At 71.0% G+C, this 18,942-nt stretch carries 18 protein-coding genes; 12 read left to right on the top strand and 6 right to left on the bottom strand.

What is annotated here, in order from left to right:
* The 7 genes from nuoI (at position 1) to OG598_RS25125 (ending at position 7,990) form a co-directional block, all read left to right on the top strand.
* Complete coding sequence (nuoI, locus tag OG598_RS25155; RefSeq protein ID WP_112585694.1) at positions 1-642, top strand: NADH-quinone oxidoreductase subunit NuoI; 642 nt, start codon at positions 1-3, stop codon at positions 640-642.
* The gene (locus tag OG598_RS25150; protein WP_328651352.1) at positions 639-1,409 is read left to right on the top strand and encodes an NADH-quinone oxidoreductase subunit J; all 771 of its coding nucleotides are present in this window, start codon (positions 639-641) and stop codon (positions 1,407-1,409) included. Before nuoI ends, OG598_RS25150 begins: the two co-directional genes overlap by 4 nt.
* Positions 1,409-1,726, top strand: a complete 318-nt coding sequence (gene nuoK / locus OG598_RS25145; RefSeq protein ID WP_088951135.1) for an NADH-quinone oxidoreductase subunit NuoK — start codon at positions 1,409-1,411, stop codon at positions 1,724-1,726. The genes OG598_RS25150 and nuoK overlap by 1 nt, the downstream gene beginning before the upstream one ends.
* Before the next feature lie 12 nt (positions 1,727-1,738).
* Positions 1,739-3,664 carry an NADH-quinone oxidoreductase subunit L gene (gene nuoL / locus OG598_RS25140; RefSeq protein WP_328651351.1) on the top strand — a complete coding sequence of 642 codons (1,926 nt, stop codon included), beginning with the start codon at positions 1,739-1,741 and terminating at the stop codon, positions 3,662-3,664.
* A gap of 64 nt (positions 3,665-3,728) precedes the next feature.
* Positions 3,729-5,264 carry an NADH-quinone oxidoreductase subunit M gene (locus tag OG598_RS25135; RefSeq protein WP_091395550.1) on the top strand — a complete coding sequence of 512 codons (1,536 nt, stop codon included), beginning with the start codon at positions 3,729-3,731 and terminating at the stop codon, positions 5,262-5,264.
* Positions 5,261-6,814, top strand: a complete 1,554-nt coding sequence (gene nuoN / locus OG598_RS25130) for an NADH-quinone oxidoreductase subunit NuoN (RefSeq protein ID WP_328651350.1) — start codon at positions 5,261-5,263, stop codon at positions 6,812-6,814. Before OG598_RS25135 ends, nuoN begins: the two co-directional genes overlap by 4 nt.
* A gap of 90 nt (positions 6,815-6,904) precedes the next feature.
* A complete protein-coding gene (locus OG598_RS25125) occupies positions 6,905-7,990 on the top strand; it encodes a polyprenyl synthetase family protein (RefSeq protein ID WP_328651349.1) in 1,086 nt (361 codons plus the stop codon).
* Here the strand turns inward: OG598_RS25125 and OG598_RS25120 are convergent.
* Complete coding sequence (locus OG598_RS25120) at positions 7,966-9,192, bottom strand: MFS transporter (protein ID WP_328651348.1); 1,227 nt, start codon at positions 9,190-9,192, stop codon at positions 7,966-7,968. The two genes, OG598_RS25125 and OG598_RS25120, sit on opposite strands and share 25 nt — an antisense overlap.
* A 154-nt stretch (positions 9,193-9,346) precedes the next feature.
* Here OG598_RS25120 and OG598_RS25115 point away from each other — a divergent pair, with 154 nt between their 5' ends.
* The gene (locus tag OG598_RS25115; protein ID WP_091395539.1) at positions 9,347-10,129 is read left to right on the top strand and encodes an IclR family transcriptional regulator; all 783 of its coding nucleotides are present in this window, start codon (positions 9,347-9,349) and stop codon (positions 10,127-10,129) included.
* A gap of 102 nt (positions 10,130-10,231) precedes the next feature.
* Here OG598_RS25115 and OG598_RS25110 read toward each other — a convergent pair whose 3' ends face one another.
* Positions 10,232-12,358, bottom strand: coding sequence for a PhoX family protein (locus OG598_RS25110; protein WP_328651347.1), 2,127 nt, complete (start codon positions 12,356-12,358; stop codon positions 10,232-10,234).
* A 226-nt stretch (positions 12,359-12,584) separates the two neighbouring features.
* On the opposite strand from OG598_RS25110, the gene OG598_RS25105 reads away from it, so the two are divergent.
* Positions 12,585-13,100 carry a sigma-70 family RNA polymerase sigma factor gene (locus OG598_RS25105; RefSeq protein ID WP_328655430.1) on the top strand — a complete coding sequence of 172 codons (516 nt, stop codon included), beginning with the start codon at positions 12,585-12,587 and terminating at the stop codon, positions 13,098-13,100.
* Complete coding sequence (locus OG598_RS25100) at positions 13,097-13,810, top strand: anti-sigma factor family protein (protein ID WP_328651346.1); 714 nt, start codon at positions 13,097-13,099, stop codon at positions 13,808-13,810. Before OG598_RS25105 ends, OG598_RS25100 begins: the two co-directional genes overlap by 4 nt.
* 105 nt (positions 13,811-13,915) lie before the next feature.
* Here OG598_RS25100 and rarD read toward each other — a convergent pair whose 3' ends face one another.
* The 4 genes from rarD to eccE form a co-directional block, all read right to left on the bottom strand.
* Positions 13,916-14,860, bottom strand: coding sequence for an EamA family transporter RarD (gene rarD / locus OG598_RS25095; RefSeq protein ID WP_328651345.1), 945 nt, complete (start codon positions 14,858-14,860; stop codon positions 13,916-13,918).
* Positions 14,857-15,354, bottom strand: a complete 498-nt coding sequence (locus tag OG598_RS25090) for a GNAT family N-acetyltransferase (protein ID WP_328651344.1) — start codon at positions 15,352-15,354, stop codon at positions 14,857-14,859. Before OG598_RS25090 ends, rarD begins: the two co-directional genes overlap by 4 nt.
* Before the next feature lie 128 nt (positions 15,355-15,482).
* Entirely contained in the window at positions 15,483-15,869 is a 387-nt protein-coding gene (locus OG598_RS25085) for a phage holin family protein (protein ID WP_328651343.1), read from the bottom strand.
* Positions 15,870-15,931: 62 nt separating this feature from the next.
* Positions 15,932-17,980: a type VII secretion protein EccE gene (gene eccE / locus OG598_RS25080; RefSeq protein ID WP_442931368.1), complete on the bottom strand. Its 2,049-nt coding sequence runs from the start codon at positions 17,978-17,980 to the stop codon at positions 15,932-15,934.
* A gap of 203 nt (positions 17,981-18,183) precedes the next feature.
* Between eccE and OG598_RS25075 the strand changes: the two genes are divergently transcribed.
* Positions 18,184-18,504 (top strand): WXG100 family type VII secretion target, encoded by a 321-nt coding sequence (locus OG598_RS25075; protein ID WP_091395516.1) that lies wholly within the window; start codon positions 18,184-18,186, stop codon positions 18,502-18,504.
* Positions 18,505-18,525: 21 nt separating this feature from the next.
* Positions 18,526-18,819 carry a WXG100 family type VII secretion target gene (locus OG598_RS25070; RefSeq protein ID WP_112585712.1) on the top strand — a complete coding sequence of 98 codons (294 nt, stop codon included), beginning with the start codon at positions 18,526-18,528 and terminating at the stop codon, positions 18,817-18,819.
* The last annotated feature ends 123 nt before the right edge of the window (positions 18,820-18,942 follow it).

Here is an 18,942-nt window from a genome sequence, read left to right as displayed (position 1 = left end):
GTGGGCGCGATCACCGGAACGTTCAAGGGATTCGGTGTCACCTTCTCGCACATGTTCAGGAAGGTCGTCACTACCGACTACCCGTTCAAGCCGCCGGTGTCGGCGCCGCGCTACCACGGGCGGCACATCCTCAACCGGCACCCGGACGGCCTGGAGAAGTGCATCGGCTGCGAGCTGTGCGCCTGGGCCTGCCCGGCGGACGCGATCTACGTCGAGGGTGGCGACAACACCGACGAGCAGCGCTTCTCGCCGGGTGAGCGGTACGCCAGCATCTACCAGATCAACTACGCCCGCTGCATCTTCTGCGGGCTGTGCATCGAGGCCTGCCCGACCCGGTCGCTCACCATGAGCAACGAGTACGAATTGGCCCGGGACAACCGGCAGGACCTGATCTTCACCAAGGAGCAGTTGCTCGCGCCGTTGCTGGAGGGCATGGAGCAGCCTCCGCACCCGATGCGGCTGGGTGACAGCGAGAAGGACTACTACGTCGGCGCGCTGGACAACCCGGGCACCTCCGCCGGTGCGGAGACGTCCCCGATGGGCCCCGGCCGCTACCAGGTCGAGGAGCACCCCGGCGTGACGTTCCCGGGCGCCGAGCAGGCCGCCCAACGCGTGGCGGCCGGCAAGGGAGAGGAAGCATGACCACGTCTACGGTGCTCGCCGCGGCGGGTTCGGTCTCCACCGGCGAGGCGGTCACCTTCTGGATCCTCGCCCCGCTCGCGCTGATCGGCGGGATCGGGATGGTGGCCGCGCGCAACGCCGTGCACTCGGCGCTGTGGCTGGTGCTGACAATGCTCTGCCTGGGCGTGTTCTACGTGCTGCAGGCCGGTCCGTTCATCGGCATGGTGCAGATCATCGTCTACACCGGCGCGATCATGATGCTGTTCCTCTTCGTGCTGATGCTCGTCGGTCGGGACTCCACGGACTCGCTGATCGAGACGCTGCGCGGCCAGCGGGTCGCCGCGATCGTGCTCGGCCTGGGCTTCGCCGGCCTGGTCGGCACCGGCCTCTACCAGGCGCTGGACCGGACCAACACTGCCGGTCTGGAGCAGGTCAACGCCGAGGGGAACGTGCAGGGCATCGCCCGCCTGCTGTTCACCAAGTACGTCTTCGCGTTCGAGCTGACCTCGGCGCTGCTGATCACCGCGGCGGTCGGCGCCATGGTGCTGGCCCACGTCGAGCGGCGTAAGCAGGACAAGATCGACCAGGTGTCGACAATGAAGGCGCGCTTCGCCCCGGGCAACTACCCCGGCCCGAAGCCGGGCCCCGGCGTCTTCGCGACCTCGTCCTCGGTGGCCACCCCGGCCCGGCTGCCCGACGGCCGCCTGACCGACCGCAGCACCCCGGCGATCCTTCCGCAGCGCGAGCTGACCGCCGAGGAGACCTCGCTGAAGGGGACGGACAAGTAATGGGAACGTTCTTCTCGGTCGAGCCGACCTACTACCTCGTGCTCGCCGCGGTGCTGTTCACCATCGGCGCCGCCGGGGTGTTGATCCGGCGCAACGCGATCGTGCTGTTCATGTGCGTGGAGCTGATGCTCAACGCGGCCAACCTGACGCTGGTCACCTTCAGCCGGATCAACGGTGACCTCAACGGCCAGATCATGGCGTTCTTCGTGATGGTGGTGGCGGCGGCCGAGGTCGTGGTCGGGCTCGCGATCATCATGTCCATCTTCCGGACGCGACGCTCGGCGAGTGTCGACGACGCCAACCTGCTCAAGTACTAGAGGGGTCCACCGGTGGAAGAGACTGTGGAATACGCCCAGGCCACGGGGCTGCTTGGGGGCGTCTGGCTGCTGGTGGCGATCCCGCTGGTCAGCGCGGCCATCCTGCTGCTGCTCGGCCGCCGGGCCGACCGCTGGGGGCACTGGTTGGGCGTCGCCGCCATCGGCGCCGCGTTCGTACTCGGCCTGAGCTTCTTCTTCCAGCTGCGTGGCCTGGAGAACAAGTCGGTCGAGCTGAGCCTCTGGGACTTCATCGCCGTCGGTGATCTGCGCGTCGACTTCGGCCTGCTCTTCGACCCGCTGGCCGCGGTCTTCGTACTGCTGATCACCGGGGTGGGTTTCCTGATCCACCTGTACGCGGTGGAGTACATGTCGCACGACGCTGGCCGTCGTCGGTTCTTCGCGTACTTCAACCTGTTCGTCGCGGCGATGCTGCTGCTGGTGCTCGGCAACAACTACGTGATGCTGTACTTCGGCTGGGAGGGCGTCGGTCTGGCGTCGTACCTGCTGATCTCCTTCTGGACCGAGCGGCCGAGCGCGGCCACCGCCGGCAAGAAGGCGTTCCTGATGAACCGGGTCGGCGACGCCGGCCTGGCCATCGGCATCTTCATCATGTTCGCCACCCTGGGCACCACCCAGTACGACGAGGTGTTCAACGGTGTCGGCGCGCTGACCGGCACCACGGTGCTGGTCCTCGGCCTGTTGCTGCTGCTCGGGGCGGCCGGCAAGTCCGGTCAGTTCCCGCTCCAGGCGTGGTTGCCGGACGCGATGGAGGGCCCGACCCCGGTGTCGGCGCTCATCCACGCCGCCACGATGGTCACCGCGGGCGTCTACCTGATCGCCCGGTCCAACCCGATCTTCTCGGCCAACTCGACGCTGCAACTCGTGGTGGTCAGCGTCGGCGCGCTCACCCTGCTGATCGGCTGCATCATCGGTGCGGCCAAGGACGACATCAAGCGGGTGCTCGCCTGGTCGACGGTGAGCCAGATCGGCTACATGTTCCTCGGTGTCGGCCTCGGCGGTGCGGCCTACGCGCTGGCCATCGTGCACCTGCTGGCGCACGGCTTCTTCAAGGCCAACATGTTCCTGGGCGCCGGCTCGGTCATGCACGGAATGAAGGACCAGGTCGACATCCGCCGCTTCGGTGGGCTGTCCAAGTACATGAAGATCACCTGGTTGACCTTCATGATGGGCTGGCTGGCCATCATCGGCATGTTCCCCTTCTCCGGCTTCTTCTCCAAGGAGCCGATCATCGTGGCCGCCTTCGAGCGGGAGGACTGGACCGCCTGGCTCTTCGGCGGTGCGGCACTGCTCGGCGCCGGGCTCACCGCGTTCTACATGACGCGGCTGTTCGTGCTCACGTTCCATGGGCCGCAGCGGTGGACCGAGGACATCGAGCACCCGCACGAGTCGCCGAAGCTGATGACCATCCCGCTGATCCTGCTGGCGGTCGGGTCGGTCGGCGCCGGCTTCCTGCTCGCCACGTCCGTTCCGGACTGGCTGACGGAGACCGCCGGGCTGGGCGGCGAGCACGCGGAGCACGCGGCGGTCCTCTCGCACACCGTGATCACCGTCCTGTCGCTGCTGGTCACCGTGCTCGGTGCCGGGCTCGCCTGGTTCCTGTTCCGGGCCGGCACGGCCACCGCGCCGCAGCCGGCCGGGGTGCTGGTCACCGCCGCCCGGCGCAACCTCTACACCGACACGGTCAACGAGGCGGTCTTCGAGAAGCCGGGCATCTTCCTCACCCGGGCGCTGGTGTACCTCGACAACCGGGGCATCGACGGGCTCGTCAACGGGCTCGCCGCCGCGGTCGGCGGGGGCTCGGGTCGTCTCCGTCGGATGCAGACCGGCTTCGTCCGCTCGTACGCCACCTCGATCCTGGCCGGTGCGCTGCTGGTGATGGCGGCGTTCCTGGCGGTGCAGGCGGGGTGGTTGGCGTGATCGACCTCAATGCGCCCGCCCCCGCCGGCGGACCACGCATCCACGACGGAGGTAAGGCCGCATAATGTCCAACTTCCCGTTCCTCTCGGTGCTCACCGTGGCGCCGCTGGTGGGCGCCCTGGTGGTGGCCTTCCTGCCGCGCCACCGCCCGGAGCTGGCCAAGCAGGTGGCGTTCGCCTGGTCGCTGCTCGTGCTGGTGCTGTCGGTGGTGATGTGGGTCAGCTTCAACGCGGGCGGTGACCGGTTCCAGTTCCGCGAGTCGTACTCGTGGATTCCGAACTGGGGGGTCAGCTTCACCTTCGCCGCCGACGGCATCGCGCTGGTGATGCTGATGCTCATCGCGGTGCTGGTGCCGCTGGTGATCCTGGCGTCCTGGCACGACGCGGAGTCGTCGAAGCGGTCGGTGCCCGTCTACTTCGCGCTGCTGCTGGTCCTCGAGTGCACGATGATCGGCGTCTTCGCGGCCGCCGACGTGTTCCTGTTCTACGTGTTCTTCGAGGTCATGCTGGTGCCGATGTACTTCCTCATCGGCAGCTACGGCGGCCACCAGCGGCAGTACGCGGCGGTGAAGTTCTTCCTCTACTCGCTCGTCGGTGGTCTGTTCATGCTGGCCGCGGTGATCGGCCTGTGGGTGGTCGGTGGGAAGACCTTCGACTGGCAGGCGCTCTCGCAGGTCGACATCAGCACCGGCACCGAGCGGTGGCTGTTCCTCGGGTTCTTCCTCGCGTTCGCCATCAAGGCGCCGTTCTTCCCGTTCCACACCTGGTTGCCCGATGCCGGTGGCGCCGCCCCGGCGGGCGCGGCGGCGCTGCTCGTCGGTGTGCTGGACAAGGTCGGCACCTTCGGCATCCTGCGTTACTGCCTGCCGCTGTTCCCCGAGGCGTCGAAGTGGTTCGCCCCGTGGGCGCTGGCCCTGGGCGTGATCGGCATCGTCTACGCCGCGCTGCTGGCGGTCGGCCAGAACGACCTCAAGCGGCTGGTGTCGTACACCTCGATCGCGCACTTCGGCTTCATCGGCGTGGGCATCTTCGCCTTCACCACGCAGGCCGGCACCGGCGCGGTGCTCTACATGCTCAACCACGGGCTGGCCACCGGCCTGCTCTTCCTGGTGGTGGGCATGCTGATCTCCCGGCGTGGTTCGTCGTTGATCAGCGACTTCGGTGGCGCCGGCAAGCTCGTCCCGGTGCTCGCCGGTGTGCTCTTCTTCGCCGGTCTCGCCTCGCTCGCACTGCCCGGCACGGCGCCGTTCATCTCCGAGTTCCTGGTGCTGATCGGCACCTTCACCGTGAACAAGCCGGTCGCGGTCATCGCCACGCTCGGCATCATCCTGGCCGCCGCGTACGTGCTGTGGATGGTGCAGCGCACCACCCAGGGCACCCTCAACCCGGCGCTGACCGAGGTCGACGGCATGCGCCGGGACCTCAACCTGCGCGAGAAGGTAGTGGTGGCCCCGCTGATCGCGCTGATCGTGCTGCTCGGCTTCTTCCCCAAGCCGGTCACTGACGTGATCAACCCCGCCGTCCAGGCGACCATGGACGACATCGGCAGAACCGACCCGGCGCCGTCCGTGGGCGGCACCGTCCAGGAGGCGGCAAAGTGACCGAGTTGAAGCTGCCGTCGATCGACTACGCGGCGATCTCTCCGATCCTGATCATGCTGGGCACGGCGTTGCTCGGCGTGCTGGTCGAGGCCCTGGTGCCGCGTCGCTGGCGGCACGTGGTGCAGTTGACGCTGGCGCTGCTCGCGGTGCTCGCGGCACTGACCATGGTGGTCCTCAGCGCCGATGAGCGGATCATCACCGCGGGCCAGGCGCTCGCGATCGACGGGCCGACGCTCTTCCTCCAGGGCGCGATCCTGGTGCTGGCCGCGATGGCGCTGCTGCTGATCGGTGACCGCTCGGTCGAGCGGGGCGGGGCGTTCGTCGCCCAGGCCGCTGTGACCGCGGAGTCGGCCGACGACCGGCGGCAGGCCGAGGGGCGCAACGGTCTCACCGAGGTCTACCCGCTGACCACCTTCGCGATCGGCGGCATGCTGATCTTCGTGGCGGCGAACGACCTGCTGACCATGTTCATCGCACTCGAGGTCTTCTCCCTGCCGCTCTACCTGCTCTGCGCGCTGGCCCGTCGCCGGCGTCTGCTGAGCCAGGAGGCGGCGATGAAGTACTTCCTGCTCGGCGCGTACGCCTCGGCGTTCTTCCTGTTCGGCGTGGCCCTGATCTACGGCTTCACCTCCGGCGTCCCGGGCCGCTCGGCCGGCGTCGACTTCGCCACCATCCACGCGGCGGTGGGCGAGTCGCCGGCCAGCCCGGTGCTCCTCTTCGCCGGCATGGCGCTGCTCGCCATCGGTCTGCTCTTCAAGGCCGCGGCGGCCCCGTTCCACGTCTGGACCCCGGACGTCTACCAGGGCGCTCCGACCCCGGTCACCGGCTTCATGGCGGCCTGCACCAAGGTCGCCGCGTTCGGTGCCCTGCTGCGCGTCTTCCAGGTCGCGTTCGCCGACGCCAACTGGGACTTCACTCCGGTCCTCGGCGCGGTGGCGGTGCTGACCATGCTGGTGGGCGCGGTGCTCGCTGTCACCCAGACCGACATCAAGCGGCTGCTCGCGTACTCCTCGATCGCCAACGCCGGTTACCTGCTCGTCGGTGTGTTGGCGCCGAGCCGCGACGGGCTGGCCGGCACGATGTTCTACCTGGTCGCGTACGGCTTCTCGGTGCTCGCCGCGTTCGCCGTGGTGACGCTGGTACGGGACGACGACGGCGAGGCCACCCACCTGTCCCGCTGGGCCGGGCTGGGCCGTCGGTCGCCGTTCTTCGCCGCGCTGTTCACGTTCATCCTGCTGGCCTTCGCCGGTATTCCGCTGACCAGCGGCTTCACCAGCAAGTTCGCCATCTTCGGGCCGGCGCTGGAGGGTGGCCAGGCCTGGCTGGTGATCGCCGGTGTGCTGACCAGCATGATTCTCGCGTTCCCGTACCTGCGGGTCGTGGTGATGATGTGGCTCTCCGAGCCGGGCGAGTCCACCCCGACCGTCACGGTGCCCGGTGGGCTCACCTCCGCCGCGCTGATGATCGGTGTGCTGGCGACCCTGGTGTTGGGTGTCGCCCCGGCGCCGCTGCTCGATCTGGCTGCCGGAGCCGCCGAATTCGTTCGATGACCGAAGGATCCGTCACCGGGGGTCGGCGCGTGTTCACGTGCCGGCCCCCGGTGCGTATCCCCGGGCCGGAGCAGGTCGAACGGGTGTGGCATGGTTGATAGCGTGGTGAAACCGGCGGGCGAGCGTTCAGGTGCCTCCGGCTCCGGCGGTCGACGGGGTCGGGCGAGCACGAGTCAGTTCGGCGCGCTTGGCCTCAACCTCGCCGATCCTCGTGTCGAGGCGTCCGTGCTGGGTCTTCTGGACACGGTCGAGGTCGAGTTGCGGGCCAGCGTGGCCAGTGCCGACCCGTTCGTCACCGAGGCCGCCCGGCACCTCGTCGAGGCCGGCGGAAAGCGGTTCCGGCCGCTGCTGGTGGCGCTCGGCGCCCAGTTCGGTGACCCGACCGGTGCGCAGGTGGTCCCGGCCGCCGTGGTGATGGAGCTCACTCACCTCGCCACCCTCTACCACGACGACGTGATGGACGAGGCCGCCGTCCGTCGGGGCGCGCCGAGCGCGAACTCCCGGTGGACCAACTCGGTAGCCATCCTGGTCGGCGACTACCTCTTCGCCCGCGCTGCGGACATCGCCGCCGACCTGGGCCCCGAGGCGGTCCGGTTGCAGGCGCGCACCTTCGCCCGGCTGGTGCACGGCCAGATCGCGGAGACGGTCGGCCCGCGCGCCGACGACGACCCGGTGGCCCACTACCTGCACGTGATCGCCGAGAAGACCGGCTCTCTGATCGCCACGTCCGCCCGGTTCGGCGGGATGTTCGGTGGCGCCGCCCCGGAGCACGTGGAGGCCCTCGCCGGGTACGGCGAGACGATTGGCGTCGCCTTCCAACTCTCCGACGACCTGCTGGACATCGCCTCCGAGTCGGTGCAGTCGGGCAAGACCCCCGGCACGGACCTGCGCGAGGGTGTCCCGACGCTGCCGGTGCTCTATGCCCGCGAGGCGGACGACTCCGACGCGTCGTCGGTGCGGCTGCGGGAGATCCTGGCGACCGGCCCGTTGACCGACGACGCGCTGCACGCCGAGGCGTTGGGGCTGCTCCGGGAGAGCCCGGCGCTCAAGCGGGCCCGGGAGACGGTGCGCAGCTACGCCGAGGAGGCCCGCGCGCAGCTCGCCCCGCTGCCGAACGGCCCGTCCCGCAGCGCGCTCGAGTCGCTCTGCGACTACATCGCCGACCGCACCAGCTGATCCACGCCCCGGGCCGCTGCGGCGGCGCGGGTCAACAGCCGGCTGCCGACGAGCATGAGGGCGGCGGCGAGCAGCATCGCCACGGCCGCGATGGTCCACATCGTCGGGTAACCGAGGTGGGCGGCGAGTGGGCCCAGGCTCAGCGGGCCGAGACAGCCGCCCGCGTACACCCCGGTCTGTGTGATCGAGGTGGCGGCGGCCGGTGACTGCGGGTGGAGCCGGACCACGGCGAAGTTCATCAGGCCGGGCCAGGCCCAGCCCAGGCCGAAGCCGAGCACCACGCCGACCACCAACGGCACCGAGCCGGTCAACGCGAGCAGGCCCAGCCCGACCGCGCCGACGAGCAGCATCGCGGCGATGAGGGCGACGTGGCCGGTCTCGCGGCGGTCGGCCAACCAGCCGGCGCCCACCCGGGCCGCCACGCAGACCACGCTACCCAGGGTCAGGGTGAGGCCGGCGAGGCCCGGCGACAGACCCCGGGCCGCGGCGGAGTCCACCAGGAAGGTGCCCAACGAGTTGGCCGCGCCCGACGCCAACGTCGCCGCAGCGCCGATCACCACCAGCGCCGCCGTCGCCCGCCCCGCGCGCCCGGAGCCGGCCCGCCGGGCCAGGCCGGGCAACTGCCGGGGTACCGCGGCCAGCGTCGCCAGCGCGGCAACGGCGGCGGCCACGAACGCCCAGCGCCAGCCGGCGGTGAGCGCGATGGTGGGCACCGCCACCCCGGCCAGCAGGGTGGAGACCGGGATGGCGGCCTGCTTGACACCGAACGACAGCCCCTGCCGCCGGGCCGGCACGTGCTGGGCCAGCGCGGCGTTGCTGGCCAACTGGCCGAGCGCGTTCGCGGCGGCGCTGAGCGCCAGCAGGCCGACCAGCACCGGGTACGACCGGGCGAAGGCGGCCACCGCCAGCATCGATCCGGCGGCCAGCAGGATGCCGCAGCGGGCCACCACTGCCGGCCCGTACCGCTCGACCAGCCGCCCGGAGGGCACCGAGGCCAGCGCGCTGACCCCGAAGTAGATGGAGACGGCCAGGCCCAGGCCGGCCGGCGAGAAGCCGAGGTCCGTGCCCATCTGCACGGCGAGACCGCCGAGCAGGAAGACGGGGAGTACGCAGGCCACAGTGGTGACGACTGCGCCGGCGCTGGCCCGGACCGGACGGGGTCGGGCAACGGCCGGAGCCTGGGTGTTGGAGGTGTCGGTCATCGTTCGGCAAACCTACGCGAGCCCCGTTCACCGCACTCCTGGTGACTGGCGGGGCACAACCTGTGGATGGTGATCTGGCATCCTCGACCCGAACAGGCATTTCGCACCGGGCCTGTTTTTCATATGGTGTAAGTCCCCGGCGGCGGAGGTGGTTGTGCGCGACCCCTTGGCAGAACCTTCGGACCTGATTCGCAGCGTGTCCCGAGCGCTACGGGTGCTGGAGTCGGTCGGTCGCGCCCCGAAGGGCCTGACCGTCAAGCAGATCGCCCGGCGCTGCGAGCTGACGGTGGCCACCACCTACCACCTGGTCCGCACCCTCGCCTACGAGGGCTACGTGATCCGTCGCGAGGACGGCACGTACATCGTGGGGTTGGAGGTGGCCGACCGGTACCGGGAGTTGGTGACGGCGTTCCGGGGCCCGCCGGCGGTCGGTGAGACGCTGCGGCGGGCCGCCCTGGACACCGGCTACAGCCACTACCTCGGTCGGTTCGTCGGCGGTCAGGTGGCCCTCACCGCTGTCGCCGAGGGGCACCGCTCGCCCTACCTGGAGGATCTGGTCCCCGGCTTCGACGAGGGGGCGCACGCGACAGCGCTCGGCAAGTCGTTGCTCGCCACCCTCACTACCGACCAGCGCTACCGCTATCTGCGCGAGTACGGCATGCGCCCGTTCACCACCGCCACGCTGACCACCACCGAGAGTTTCGAGGCCGACCTGGCCGCCGGCGACCGGCGCGGCATGCAACTGGAGATGGGGCAGTTCCGCCAGGGGGTGGCCTGCGCCGCGGTGCTCGTCGCGCCGGACAAGGACATGGAACGCCGCGTCGTGCTGGCCTGCGCGTTGCCGGCCAGCGAGATGATGACCTCCGCCCGTGTCGTACGCGCCAAGCTGCTCACAGTGGCCCGCGGCGTGGCCGACGGCATCGCCACCGACAACTGACCGCCGAGAGGCCCTCTCCCGGGCTGGGAGAGGGCCTCTCGGGGCGGTCCAGCGCCGGACCGCCGGAGCAACGTCAGCGGCCGCTCGGGCGCGGGTACGACGTCAGCTACCCACCGGGCCACCGTCGAGGCGCCAGGTGACCACCACGCCCGGCTTGGCGTAGTCACCGTCCGGCCAGTTCGAGGCCGGGTTCTCCACCGAGGCTCCGGTGATCTCGCCCGGGTGCTGCACGGCGACGAAGACCGAGCGGTTGTCGCCGGTGATGAACGGGCCGCAGGTCTCCGCGCCGAGCGGCACCGTCAGGAACTGCTTCAGGTGACCCCGCTCCGGACCCTCCACGGCGGTGGCGAACAGGCCGTCGTTGCTGCCCAGCGCATTGCCGTCGGTGGAGATCCAGAGGTTGCCGGTGGCGTCGAAGGCGACGTTGTCCGGGCAGGAGATCGGGGAGACCTTGGTCTTGTCGTACCCGGCGAAGAAGGTCGACGGGTCGGTCGGGTCGCCGCAGACGATGGGCAGCGACCAGGCGAACGTCTCCGAGGTGTTGTCGTTGCGGTCCTCGACCAGCTCCAGGATCTGCCCGTGCTTGTTGGCGTTGCGCGGGTTGGCCTCGTCCGCCTTCGGGTTGCTGCCGACGCCCCGGTTGGTGTTGTTTGTCAGCGCCACGTACACCTTGCCGGTGAGCAGGCTCGGCTCGACGTCCTCGGGGCGGTCCATCTTGGTCGCGCCGACCTTGTCACCGGCGAGCCGGGTGAAGGTGAGCACGTCCGCGGCGGTCATCCCGTCGACGAACGACCGGTTGCCGCTGACCAGCCTGATCCAGCGACCCCGACCGTTGAACGCGCCGTCGGCGGGGAGCTTGCCCGTGCCGTCGATCTCGGCGGCGCTGGTCTGGTCGAGCTTCGCGACGTAGAGCGTGCCCGACTCCAGCAGGGTCAGGTTGTGCTTGCGGGCAGCCCAGGAGTTGCCCTTCATGAACTTCTTGTCCGAGACGAACTTGTAGAGGTAGTCGAACCGCTCGTCGTCGCCCATGTACGCGACCACGTGGCCGTCCTTCGCGACGATCACGTTGGCGCCCTCGTGCTTGAACCGGCCCATCGCCGTGTGCTTGCGGGGGCGGCTCTCCGGGTCGAACGGGTCGATCTCGACGACCCAGCCGAAGCGGTGTGCCTCGTTGGGGTGCTTCGCCAGGTCGAAGCGCTCGTCCGCGCGCTCCCACTTGCGGCTGCCGCTGGGGTAGCGGCTGGCGGTGCCGATGCCGTAACGGTCCAGCTTCGGCTTCAGCTCGGCCGGCGCGGCGTCGGCGCCCACGAAGTACTGGTTGAAGTTCTCCTCGCCGGAGAGCACGGTGCCCCACGGGGTCACGCCGCCGGCGCAGTTGTTCAGCGTGCCGACGACGGTGCGGCCCTTGGGGTCGGCGGCGGTCTTCAGCCAGGCCGAGCCGGCGGCCGGGCCGGTCAGGTCGAACTTGGTGCTCAGGGCGGTGACCCGCCGGTTGTACGGCCGCGGGCCCTTGCCGACCGGCTTCCACTGCCCGGTGCCCGCGACCCGCTCAAGCTCCACCACCGACATGCCGTGCGCGGCCATGGCGGTGCGCAGCTGCTCCACGGAGAGCCCGTCCAGGCCGGGGAAGCCCGGGAACATCAGGTCCTCGTTCGTGTACTCGTGGTTGACCACGAGCAGTGCCCGCTTGCCCTGCTTGTCCAGCGGCAGCACGCCCACGAAGTCGTTGTTGTAACCGAACTGCTTGGACTGCGCGGCGGCGGTCTGGTGGTGCAGGTCGAACTCCGGCGCGCCCGGCAGCACCGGGTCACCCCACTTGATCACCACGGCGTGGTCGTAGCCGTTCGGCACGACCAGGGTGTCCAGCTTGTTCGGTGGGATCGGCTTGAAGGTCAGCGCGCCGTTGCCGACCCCGGTGCCGGGACGACCGAAACCGAAGCCCTCCGGGACGTCCGGGGTGGTCGGGGCCGCCATGGCCGGGGCCGCACCGGCGAGCGCGCCGGCTGCCGCGCCGCCGAAACCGAGCACCAGCGCGCCGACAGCGCCGGCCCGGACCACGCCACGCCGCGACACCTCGGCGTTCACCACGTCACCGAAGTACGCGTTGTCGGAGGTGTTCGGGACCGGGTGGTCACACGCGTTTCCGCACCGGTACAGACAGGTCATGGCATCACGGGTGCCATGACGGGTGCCGTTCAACAGGGGGAGCAGCCGGGGACGGTCGCTCATGGGGGAGGCCTCCAGAGAAGTCGGTGGCACGACAGGCGGCGTACCAGCCGGACGCTAGGAGGACGTGGTGAGCGCTCGTCAGCCGCGATGTGAACCGGGCATGAACACCTTCGTCGGCGGCACCACCACGCAACCGGTCTGACCTCGGGCTGAACCGATCGGCGTGACCGCACGTATTCCCGAGCGAACGCACCGCCGGACGCGCGCCGGAAGCGAGGAGACCGCCATCAGCGACCACGACGCCCAACTGCTGCGCGCGCTGCACGACGAGCACGCGGAGGCGCTGTACGCCCACGCCCTGCGGCTGGTCAACGGGGACCGGCAGCGGGCCGAGGACCTGGTGCAGGAGACGCTGCTGCGGGCCTGGCGACATCCGGAGTCACTCGACCCTACGCGCGGATCGGTGCGGTCCTGGCTGTTCACCACCGCCCGCAACCTGGCCATCGACGCCTGGCGGCGGCGATCCACCCGGGTCGGCGAGGTGTTCACCGACGATCTGCCCGAACCGCCCGAGGTGATCGACGAGGCCGAACGGGCGGTGGAGGCGTGGACCGTCGCCGAGGCGCTGAACCGGCTCAGCCCGACCCACCGGGAGGTGCTGGTCGAGTGCTTCTACCAGGGGCGGTCGGTGGCCGAGGCGGCGTCCCGCCTGGGCGTACCGCCAGGGACCGTGAAATCGCGCACCCACTACGCGCTGCGGTCTCTACGGTTGGTCCTGGCCGAGATGGGGGTGACGGGATGACCCGGTGCGAGTTCGCGTACGACGACGGCGCGTACGTGCTGGGCGCCCTGGCCCCCGCCGAACGGGCGGCCTACGAGCGGCACCTCGGTGGGTGCGCCTCCTGTCGGGAGGCGGTCGCCGAGATCGCCGTCCTGCCCGGGTTGCTCGGGCGCCTCGACCCGGCGGGGTTGGAGCAGATCCTGCCGCCGCCGGCCCCGCCCCGGGTGCCCGCGCTGCTCGACGAGGCCCGCCAGCGCCGCCGTCGGGAACGTGCCGCGGACCGGCGACGGTACGCACTGACCACACTGGCCGCCGCCGGGCTGGCGCTGCTTGTCGGTGTGGGCACCGCCGTGGCGCTGCCTCGACCGGTCGACCGGTCCGGGCCGCCCGGCGCGCAGGGCAACCCCGCTCCGCAGGTGTCGATGGTGGCCATGCGACCGGTGGCCGCCGGGCCGGTGCACGCCGACCTCGGGCTCACCGGCACCAAGTGGGGCACCGAGGTGACGATGCGTTGCGGGTACGACGCGCGGACGAGCTACGGCAAGGCGTACCCGTTCCGGCTGGTGGCGCGCGGTCCGAACGGCGCCACCGAGCAGATCGGCTCCTGGTTGGCGGCGCCCGGCGACGACCTCAGCTTCACCGGCGCGACGAGGTTCACCGACGCCGAGCTGGTCAGCGTGGAGCTGCAGAAAGCCGACGGCACGCCCCTCCTGACCTACGCCGTCCCCTAACCCCGCCCACCCCGCCCCACCCCGGCCCTCCGACACCCACGACCCCGCGCCGCCCCGCCCATCTGCGTCGATCAAGGAGTTGTGGTGGGTGACAAATCGCCCTAACTAGTGCTGGGCGGGCACCACAACTCCATGATCGACCGAAGGTGGGGGTGGGGTGCGGCGGGACTGGCGGGTGCGGCGGGAGGTTCGGACGGCGTCGGCGGTGAAGACGATCAGGGCCAGCCAGACCAGCGCGAAGCCGGCCAGCCGGGCCGGCGGCATCGGCTCGTGGAAGATCAGCACCCCGCAGCCGAGCTGAAGGATCGGCGCCAGGTACTGGATCATGCCGAGGCTGCTCAGGGGCAGTCGGTTGGCCGCCCCGGCGAACAGCAGCAGCGGAATCGCCGTGGCCGCGCCGGCCAGCACCAGCAGCGCGGTGTGCCCGGCCGAGACGTGCCCGAAGGTCAGGTCGGCCTTCGCCGTCAGCCAGCCCAGGTAGCCCAGCGCCGGCAACGCCAGCACCGCCGACTCGACGAAGAGCCCTTCCGCCGCCGGCAGCCCGAGCCGCTTCTTCACCAGGCCGTAGCCGGCGAAGCTGAACGCCAGGGTCAACGCCAGCCAGGGCAGCCGGCCGTAGTCCACTGTGAGCACCGCGACCGCCGACGCGCCGATCCCCAGCGCCACCCACTGCGCCGGGCGTAGCCGCTCCCTCAGCACCGTCACCCCGAGCAGCACCACTACCAGCGGGTTGATGAAGTAGCCGAGCGCGGTCTCCACCACCCGGTCGGAGTTGACCCCGTAGATGTAGGTGCCCCAGTTGACAGCGATCAGCGCGGCGGCGGCGACGATCCCCGCCACCGCCCAGGGTCGGCGCAGTAGCGCCCGCAGGAAGCCGACGTTGCGCAGCGCCGCCAGCAGCAGGGCCACGAAGACCACCGACCAGACGATCCGGTGGGCCAGGATCTCCAGCGGGCCGGCGGGTCGCAGCAGCTTCAGGTAGAGCGGAAAGAAACCCCAGAGCAGGTACGCGCCGAGGCCGTAGAGGTATCCCAGGCGGAGTGGCGTCACGCTTCCACCGTAAGGGGCGTAGTGCTGCTTTGTTCCTTTCCGGTGATCGGGGTCACCGGGTTCCGTCGGTCCAGCTGCATCCACCGTTGCGGCGCGTCCAGCGGGGTGAACCCCACCCCCGCGTACACCTGGTGGGCGTCGTTGGTGCAGAGCAGGATCCGGCGTACGCCCAGCTCATCCAGGTGGTCGCGGACCGCGCCGGCCATCCAGCCGCCCAGCCCGCGACCCCGGGCGGCGCGGTCGACGTACACGTCGCAGAGCCAGGCGAAGGTGGCGCCGTCAGTGACGACCCGGGCCACCGCGACCTGGCGGCCGTCCTCCGGTCGGTAGATGCCGAACGGCAGTGAGCCGGCGAACGACCGCTCGGTGGTCTCCCGGTCTCGTCCGAGCGCCCAGTACGCGTCGGTGGACAACCAGTGGTGCACCAGGTCCAGGTCGATCCGCGCCGGATCGGTGCTGAGCAGGTGGCCGTCGGAATAGGTCAGCGAGAACATGCAGCGACGCTAACCGCCGAGGTGGGCCGTCCGGCCGCCACATTCCCGAACTCTGGTCATCGGCCCGCCGGGGCCCCGGCCGAGGTCGGAGCCCCGGACGGACCGGGTCGGTGCTGGCTGGTCGGCGGTCAGTCGCGGTCGAGGACGGCGCCGAGGATCCAGGTCACGATGCTCACGAAGAGGGCGCCGAGCACTGCTGCCGGCCAGAAACCGTCCACCGAGAACGGCAGCCCGGCCTGGTCGGCGATCCAGCTGGTGAGCAGGAAGAGCAGCCCGTTCACCACCAGGGCGATGAGACCCAGGGTCAGCAGGTAGAAGCCACAACCGACGGTCTTGATGAGCGGCTGGAGAACCGCGTTGACCACGCCGAAGATCACCGCCACCAGGAGCAGCGTGGTCACCGTCTCGGTGGCGGAGTTCGAATCCAGGGAGATGCCCGGGATGAGGAGCGTGGCCAGCCAGAAAGCCAGAGCTGTGCTGGCCAGCCGGATCAGCAGACCTTTCAGGAAACCCATGGCGGGGATCGTGCCACGGACACCGCGCCGACGTAACCCGCCGGCTGGCCGTCCCGGTGGATTCAGCCGCGCGTGGGCGGGCCGATCAGTTGCGCCTCGATCGGAGTGGGGGAGAGCAGTGCCCAGCGCAGCGCCCGACGGTTGACCACTGCCACCATGTCCTCCCGGATCCGGGTCAGCCACTCGGCCGAGCCGCCCAGCCCCAGCGCCGCTCCGGCCAGGGTGGCCTCGGCGGAGGTCAGTGGCTGGAGCAACGCCAGGTCGGCGCGGCTCAACGCGTCCACATCGGCCGGGGTCAGCTCGTCGCGTACCACAAGGGTGGCCCGCCACGGCGGGCCCGGCGCGGCCTCGGCCGCCACCGGCCCGGCGTCGACGATCAGCAGCAACGGACGCAGAGCGGTGCCCACGCCGTCGGCGACCGCCCGACCGGGAGGGAGCAACGGGATCGTGCCGCCCGGCGCGCCAACCCCTCGGACGAACGGCTCCCAGGCGCGTGGCCGGGCGGTCTGCACCACCACCAGGGCGCCGAGTGCCAGAGCGCGCAACGCCACCAGCTGGGCTGCCCGCACCCCGCCGACCAGCAGCACACGGGTGCTCTCCGGCCGGAACAGTCGCACGGTGACGGCTCGGCCGTGCCGGTTGGTGCCGACCATCATTCCCGCGTCGCCCACTGACAGCTCCCAGTCGTCGACCGCCGGGCCCTGTCGCGCTCCGGGCGCCGTTGGGCGGGGCCGCGCCCCGGGTGCCGTCAGCGCCAACGGCAGCGTGGCGGCCAGCCCGCTCAGGTGGGCGCCGTCGAGTCGTCGCAGCTTTCCGCCCAGGTCGGTCACCAGGCGGACCAGCGCCTCGCTGGCCGCCGCCAGTTCGGCCGCCGTCCCGGTGGCCAGGCGTACGGTCAGCTCGGTCGGCACTCCGCTGGCCGCCGGCGGACCCGACGACGTCGACGCCGTCGGCGACGGGCCAGAGCAGATCGACACCGTCGTGGCCGTCGCCGGCAGCGCGAGCAGGCGGGGCACCAGCCGACGTCCAGCCGCAGCGCCCGCGTCGGGCCAGTGGAGCAGACGGAAGGTGGCCTGGACGAGAGTGCCGGACCGGATCGCCGGCCAGGACTCCCGGACCGGTTCGCCGTCGTGGTGGGCCAGCTCGCCCAGGACACGCAGCGCCGCCGGCACCCCGAGTGGCCGCGCGGCCAACGGCCCGAGCCGGCGGACGATCCGGCGGACCGTGCCGGCGAGTACCCGACGCAGGTCCTCCTCGGACCAACCGTTCACCCGCAGCACCCGGACCGCCACCACCGCCCGCTCGCGCCCGGCGAGCCGCCCGTCGGTGAGCTGCCGGTACGACGTGCCGACAGTGCCGCCGGCGCTCGGCACCGGTGCCGGCGCACCGGCGAGCAGCAGTTGGACCAGCAGCGGGGGCTGGTCCGGCCCGGTCGGGGGGAGCAACGCGGCCGGGGCGGGGATCGCCTGGGACACGTCGCCCAGCAGGTCGCCGGGGTCACCGAGCTCCAGGAGCGCGACCATGCCGGTGGTGTCCTCCAGGACGGCCGCCGGCCCGCCGGTCAACTCGGTCGAGCGGACGACGGTGCCCGGGGCGACCAGGTCGAGCAGTTCGGCCGCGTCGGCCGGCCCGCTCAACGCCCGTCGGCGGGTGAGGTGCCCGGTGGCCGTGCCCAGCCACTCGAACAGCCACCGCCCTCGCACCGGCACCCAGGCGGCGGCCACCAGCAGCACGGCCACCAGTACGGCCGCCGCGACGACCGGTGCGTCTTGGCCGAGGGCGACGAGCACGAGCCCCGCCGCGACCTGCACGGTGACCAGTTGGCCGGCTCGCGTTCCGGCAGCCGCACGACGGCCGAGTGCGACCCAGTGGGCCACCAACGACGGGCGACGGGAGGTGCGCTGACCGACCGACCCCGGGCCCAGGTCGGTGGGTCGACCCGGCCCGCCCACCCGTGGGGAGGCGCCTGCCTCGGACCCGATCGGGGTCGGCGGGTGCGGGCCTCCGGTGGTGATCGCCGGCACCGTGCCTCCTCGACCAGTGGGGACCGGGTCGGGCGGCCGGCCGCCCTCCGGCGGCCCGTCACGCGCCGCGACGTGGCTGCGGCACATCGTAAGCGACCGATGGCCGCCTCGGTTGTCCACAGGGGAAGCCGGTGGGGTAGCAGAACCGCTACGAGGTCGCTACCGTCAGCCACGAAGTCCTTCGCTGACCCGTGTCTCAGTGCTCGACGACCGGGCCAAGCGACGACGCGTCGCCCCGGCGTGGGCGCGTCGACGGCCAGGTGCGATCCGAGAGACGAGGTGACGTCCGGATGTCCCAAACCAAGGCAGAAGCAGCGGTGATGCAGCAGACTGCCGCGAAGTTCGAGCAGGTGGACCAGTCGTTGCAGTCCATGCTGACCGGCCTGCTGGCCGAGCTGGAGGTGTTGCAGCAGGCCTGGCGTGGCGCTGGTGGCCGTTCGTTCGAGCAGGTCAAGCAGCAGTGGTCACAGGACCAGGCGGCGCTGCACCGCGCGCTGCGCGAGACCGCAGGTGCGATCCGCACCGCCGGTCGGCAGTACCACGCGTCCGACGACGAGGTGGCCAGCCGGGTGGCCGGCACCAACCGCGGCGGCATCCAGCTGCCGCTCTGATCCCGCTGGGGAGGGAATCCGATGGACCATGGTGTGCTGGTCGTCAACTTCGCCGCGCTGCAGCAGGCCGGCGCTGACATTCAGAAGGCGTTGAACACCCTCGACGCGCAACTCGGCCAACTCGAACGCGACGCCGCCCCGCTGGTGGCGAGTTGGACGGGCGAGGCGCGGCAGGCCTACGAGCAGCGGCAGGCGCGGTGGCGTTCGGCCTCGCAGGACCTGCAGGGGATGCTGCGTGACATCAGGTTGGCGGTGAACGACTCCGCCACCGACTACCTGGACACCGAGAAGAAGAACACCGGGCTGTTCCAGTGAGCGATGTGGGCCGGGAGCGCTGACCGTGTCCGGGTCAGCGCCCCGCCCGCAGCCGGTCGGCGGTCAGGGCCGCACGCCGGCGGGCTCAGGCATTGCGCGGGCGGGCTCAGGCCGCGCGCGGGC

This window comes from Micromonospora sp. NBC_00330, assembly GCF_036136635.1.
GTDB lineage: Bacteria > Actinomycetota > Actinomycetes > Mycobacteriales > Micromonosporaceae > Micromonospora > Micromonospora salmantinae.
This window is presented reverse-complemented; position numbering and strand designations above follow the sequence as displayed.

What these genes read in the sequence shown, in the direction of transcription:
- OG598_RS25150 (WP_328651352.1), top strand. Translation starts at nt 639, where the DNA reads ATGACCACGTCTACGGTGCTCGCCGCGGCGGGTTCGGTCTCCACCGGC.
- nuoK (WP_088951135.1), top strand. Translation starts at nt 1,409, where the DNA reads ATGGGAACGTTCTTCTCGGTCGAGCCGACCTACTACCTCGTGCTCGCC.
- OG598_RS25135 (WP_091395550.1), top strand. Translation starts at nt 3,729, where the DNA reads ATGTCCAACTTCCCGTTCCTCTCGGTGCTCACCGTGGCGCCGCTGGTG.
- OG598_RS25125 (WP_328651349.1), top strand. Translation starts at nt 6,905, where the DNA reads ATGGTTGATAGCGTGGTGAAACCGGCGGGCGAGCGTTCAGGTGCCTCC.
- OG598_RS25120 (WP_328651348.1), bottom strand. Translation starts at nt 9,192, where the DNA reads ATGACCGACACCTCCAACACCCAGGCTCCGGCCGTTGCCCGACCCCGT.
- OG598_RS25110 (WP_328651347.1), bottom strand. Translation starts at nt 12,358, where the DNA reads ATGAGCGACCGTCCCCGGCTGCTCCCCCTGTTGAACGGCACCCGTCAT.
- OG598_RS25100 (WP_328651346.1), top strand. Translation starts at nt 13,097, where the DNA reads ATGACCCGGTGCGAGTTCGCGTACGACGACGGCGCGTACGTGCTGGGC.
- OG598_RS25090 (WP_328651344.1), bottom strand. Translation starts at nt 15,354, where the DNA reads ATGTTCTCGCTGACCTATTCCGACGGCCACCTGCTCAGCACCGATCCG.
- OG598_RS25085 (WP_328651343.1), bottom strand. Translation starts at nt 15,869, where the DNA reads ATGGGTTTCCTGAAAGGTCTGCTGATCCGGCTGGCCAGCACAGCTCTG.
- eccE (WP_442931368.1), bottom strand. Translation starts at nt 17,980, where the DNA reads ATGTGCCGCAGCCACGTCGCGGCGCGTGACGGGCCGCCGGAGGGCGGC.
- OG598_RS25075 (WP_091395516.1), top strand. Translation starts at nt 18,184, where the DNA reads ATGTCCCAAACCAAGGCAGAAGCAGCGGTGATGCAGCAGACTGCCGCG.
- OG598_RS25070 (WP_112585712.1), top strand. Translation starts at nt 18,526, where the DNA reads ATGGACCATGGTGTGCTGGTCGTCAACTTCGCCGCGCTGCAGCAGGCC.